The following is a 4607-nucleotide window of genomic DNA, read 5'->3' as shown; positions in this document are numbered from 1 at the left end:
GGCGCTTCGGCGGTGCAGGTGGGGACGGCTTACCTGTTCACGCCGGAGGCCAAGGTCATCCAGCAAAAACGAATTCAATCCTACCTTCCAAATGAGAGGAATCCCTTGTTGAAAAATGAAGAAGGCAATCAGGGCCAGGATGGAGATGGAAGAAAGGGCGATGAGGAGGAAGCTCTTTTCCAGGATCTTTTCTTTGGACATTTTTCTACCGCCTGGCCTCTTTCTTCGGCTTGGGAATCGGATTCATGCTGATCAACCCCTCCTGGACAAGCAATTTCTGTCCCGCCGGGCTCAGGATATAATCGAGGAAATCCTTGGCCAAACCCTGCGGGTTGGACTTAAAGACAAACAGGAAAGGACGGACAATTTTATAACGGTGATGCTGGATATTTTCGATGTTGGGTTCGATTCCATCAATCTTGAGGGCCCTTACCCGGTCATTCACCAGTCCCAAAGAAATATAGCCGATGGCATTCCGGTCATCGGCCACGACCTGCCGGATGGCTCCGTTGGAATCCTGGACGAGGGCACCCAGGCTGATTTCTTTTTTCCCCATGATCAATTTTTGAAATGCCTCCCGGGTGCCGGATCCCTCTTCCCGGGTCACCAGGGTGAGGGGATGGTTTTTCCCTCCTAATTCACTCCAGCGGGTTATTTCCGCCGAAAATATTTTTCGGATCTGATTAAGGGTTAAATCGTTCAAAGGATTATCGCGATGAACGATCACCGCAATGGCATCATAGATGATCGGTACGGCGATCAGATCTTTTTCACTATCCATTAAATTCCGGGAGGACATTCCGACCTCTGCGGCTCCAGTCCTGACAGCCTGGATGCCCGCGCTGGAACCCCCGCCTTGGACGAAGATTTTTTCGCGGGAATGCTGATTCATGTACTCCTCGGCCAATGCTCCGGCAAAAGGCTCTACGGAAGTAGATCCCACGACGGATAACCCCCCATGTTGCCTCTGGCAACCGGGAAGGAGTACCGCAAGGAGCAAAATGCCAACCCCATAAATCCACCGTGAGCGTTTTCCCCTTTTCATATCCTCATCCGTACCTTCCGGTGATATAGCTTTCCGTTCGCTGGTCTGTGGGATTGGTGAAAACATCCTTGGTAGCCCCGTATTCCAGGAGTTCTCCGAGAAGGAAAAAGCCCACCCAGTCGGATGCCCGAGCCGCCTGTTGCATATTATGGGTGACGATGACAATGGTATAATTCTTTTTCAGTTCCTGCATCAATTCTTCAATCCGCAGAGTCGCCTGGGGGTCCAGGGCGGAGCAAGGCTCGTCCATAAGGATCACTTCCGGTTGCATGGCCAGTACCCGGGCAATACACAGGCGCTGTTGTTGGCCGAGGGAAAGGCCTGTCGCATCATCCTGAAGGCGATCGGCCACTTCCTCCCAGAGAGCGGCTCCCTTGAGGCTCTTCTCTACAGTCTCTCCGAGATGGGATTGGCGATGAGTCCCCAAAACCTTGGGGCCGAAGGCCACGTTTTCGAAGATGGACCTGGGAAAAGGATTCGGCCGCTGAAACACCATTCCTACCCTCTGCCTCAGGTTCACGGGGTTGACTTCGGGAGCATAGATGTCCATCCCATCCAATAAGACGGTCCCGGATACCCGGGTGCGAGGAAGGAGTTCATTCATGCGGTTGAGGGTCCGGAGGAAGGTGGATTTCCCGCAACCTGAAGGTCCGATAAGAGCCGTGATCTGCCGTTCTTTTATTTCGAGATTAATGTATTTTAAAGCCTGGATTGAACCATAATAAAAATCCAGACTCTGGGTTTTTATTTTAATGCGGTGAAAATGATTTTCCATTGAGAATCATCATTACCCCAAAAAAATTGATTGATCAAGGGTATATTTTCCATTATGTGAGGAGAGTTCGCCGCCAAATGGAGAGCACCGAATAAAATCTTTGATTTTTCAATGGAGTATGTCCCGCGAAGCGTGGGATTAAAAAAAATTAACGAAAGCCCATACTCCTTGGCTTCTTATGGAGATCCCCAGACTGGGTTCTTACGGAAGGCTTTAATGAAATATATGACCAGCGCCAACCTATAAACTTGCCCGCTTTAATTTTATTTTTTCCTCTCCCTCTTCTCTTTCATTTCTAATTCCTTCTTTAGGGTCTGCACCTTTTCCCGAAATTCTTGGGTTACCTGGTTCGATTCCTGCAGGTCAGTAATCACGTGAGGGGTCATCAACAATATCGTCTCTTTCGTACCGACCGTTTTGGTTTTGTACCCGAATAGCGCCCCCAGGATGGGAATTTTACTCAGAAACGGAACCCCCGATGAGCTCGCACCCTTGGTTTCATCGATCAATCCCCCGATGACGATCGTTTGACCCCCCATGATCGAAAGGGTGGTCTTAGCTGTCTTCTTAGGGAAAAAAGGGACATTTTTAAGATTCCCCAGATCTTTTTGGGATACCGTGCTTTGCTCGATCGATATATCCAGAGTAACCAGTTTCCCGTCACTGATCCGCGGGGTGACACTAAGGATCACACCGATATCTTTGTATTCGATCGTGCCCTCGACAATTCCGGTTGAAACCAGGGAGGTGGTGGCCGCGGTCATTGCTCCCGGGGTTGTGTAGGTACTGGTCAGGATAGGTTCGGAAGACCCGATCTGAATCTTGGCTTCTTTGTTGTTGGAAGCCAGAATATGAGGAGAAGTGATGACTTTCAGGCGATTATCCGTGGCCGAAGCATGAATGGCGGCGGCGAGTCTATCGGCTGAGATGATTGAATAGCGGATGCCGGAAGAGAATGCTTCTGCAGAGGGGATCGCTCCTAAATAAGCGGTTCCTCCCATCCCAACTGAATAATCCCCTGCTTTAAACATGGAAAACTCCAGGCCGTATTTGGTCGCCTCGTCGAGAGTCACCTCCGCCAATAAAACTTCAATCAACACCTGTTTGGGATAAAGATCGAGTTTCTTGATGGTCTCCAGAACGGCCTTATAATCCCGGTGTAAAGCCCGGATGATCAAGGCGTTGGTGGTTTCGTCCACCACGATGTTAATCTCTCCTTCGGGCGCGGCTCCCTCCGGTAAAGGCGCAGCCTCTTCCTTGATGGGTGGGGACGGGGCAGCGGTGGATGAAGGGGGAGTAGGCCGGACCCCTCGGGGTCCGGGAGGGGATGGTGGAGTCACAACTTTTTCTTTCACATCTTTTTTCAGGTCTTTGGGGGGAAGGTAAACCTGTTTCAGAACATCAGCCATATCTTTGGCCTTCCCGTTCTGGACGTAATAAACGAAAACACTTACCTTCGTCCCTTCCCCTGGAATTTTATCCAGTTCCTTGAGCCATTTTTCTACGTTTATAAAAATCCCGGGGATGGAGCTTACCACCAGGAGAGAATTAATTCGCTGGATGGGAGTAAAAGTAATGCCCACTCCTCGGCCCGACTTCAAATTTACCTCGAATGAAGAAAAGATTCGCTCCATTTCTTTGGCGATCTCGTTCACATCGGCATTGAGGATGGGATAAATTCTTACCCGCTTATCCGCAAAAATGTCCAGATCAAAGAGTTCGATGATGTCCAAGGATTTTTTTACGTTGGAAGCGACATCGCCGATGATCAAGATATTGTGGAGAGGATGTTCTATGATATCCGCTCCGTCGGAGAGGAAAGGCTTGATCATTTTGGAAACTTCGTTCACCGGGATATATTTCAGGGTAATGATTTGGATGGTATATTTTTCTTCCGGCTGAATTTTCCCCGACTCCCTAAAAGTTGTTGGTGGGGTATATAACTTTTTGGCTTCCCCGAAGGGGACGATTTCGTAAATGATCCCTTTCTTGATCGCCGCAGCTCCATTTAATTTTAGAATGGACTGGAAAAGGGGGAAAATTTCTTCGGTGTTGATTTGCCCCGAAGTATGGATATTGACAATTCCCCTCACTTTCGGGTCTATGATGTAATTTATTTTCATCATATCCGCCATAACGCGGATAACTTCATACAGGTCGGCATTATCAAAATTTAAAACGAACTTTGAACCTGAAACCGGCTCTGGCGGTCTTTTTATGGCGGGGGCAGATAGTGGAGGTAGGGGGGGAGGAGCCGGAAGAGGCCTCTCGGGCCGAGAAGCCTGGATTCGGGGTTCCGGCGGTTCCCCTGTTTTAGAAATCACCTCTTTTTCACTGGCAAGGACTTTTTCTTTGGCAGGGGATAGGGTGGGGATCGGAGGGGCAACTTCACCTGCTGGTTTTGATAAACTTTCCTTATCCGGCTCGCTCTTCAATTGCCCCTTGGCTGTCGAACAGCTAAGGGTTCCTACCGCGAAGGACAGAATGAAAAAACTCGCCCCTAAATATTTTAACAGTTTCATTCTCAGGAAACTCCTTTCTCAACCATGTTAATTGCTCCCATCTCCCGGGGGTAGGCCGGGCCTTATGGATCTTCTTCCCCGTAAGATGCTCGGATCGGGGAGCGGTGTCGGACTCACCGGGCTGGGCGTCGTTGATTCCAGCTTCGGTTCTGAAGGGGTCACCATGGGTCTTGGTAAACTAGGGATAGGAATTGGCCGCGGCGCAACCGCTGAAGGTGTTGGTAGAGGTGCTGGCGTTGGAACGGGAAGAGGGCTCATTATTCCG

The 4607-nt window shown here is 49.8% G+C and carries 5 protein-coding genes; 1 reads left to right on the top strand and 4 read right to left on the bottom strand.

Features of this window, described 5'->3' with window-relative positions; all coding sequences use genetic code 11:
• The 4 genes from Q7V48_01210 to gspD all read right to left on the bottom strand — a co-directional run.
• Positions 1–201 (bottom strand): hypothetical protein (locus Q7V48_01210; protein ID MDO9209360.1); only part of this gene is annotated, 201 nt, incomplete at its 3' end.
• A 4-nt stretch (positions 202–205) separates the two neighbouring features.
• On the bottom strand, positions 206–1045 hold the full coding sequence (locus Q7V48_01205) for a phosphate ABC transporter substrate-binding protein (protein MDO9209359.1): 840 nt from the start codon (positions 1043–1045) through the stop codon (positions 206–208).
• 4 nt (positions 1046–1049) lie between these two features.
• Positions 1050–1820 carry a phosphate ABC transporter ATP-binding protein PstB gene (gene pstB / locus Q7V48_01200; protein ID MDO9209358.1) on the bottom strand — a complete coding sequence of 257 codons (771 nt, stop codon included), beginning with the start codon at positions 1818–1820 and terminating at the stop codon, positions 1050–1052.
• A gap of 263 nt (positions 1821–2083) precedes the next feature.
• Complete coding sequence (gene gspD, locus Q7V48_01195) at positions 2084–4342, bottom strand: type II secretion system secretin GspD (GenBank protein ID MDO9209357.1); 2259 nt, start codon at positions 4340–4342, stop codon at positions 2084–2086.
• An 85-nt stretch (positions 4343–4427) separates the two neighbouring features.
• Here gspD and Q7V48_01190 point away from each other — a divergent pair.
• The coding region (locus tag Q7V48_01190) for a hypothetical protein (protein ID MDO9209356.1) at positions 4428–4607 on the top strand (180 nt) is incomplete at its 3' end.

Source organism: Deltaproteobacteria bacterium (assembly GCA_030654105.1).
Classification (GTDB): domain Bacteria; phylum Desulfobacterota; class SM23-61; order SM23-61; family SM23-61; genus JAHJQK01.
Note: the sequence above shows the minus strand (reverse complement) of the source record. Positions and strands in the feature narration are given on the sequence as shown.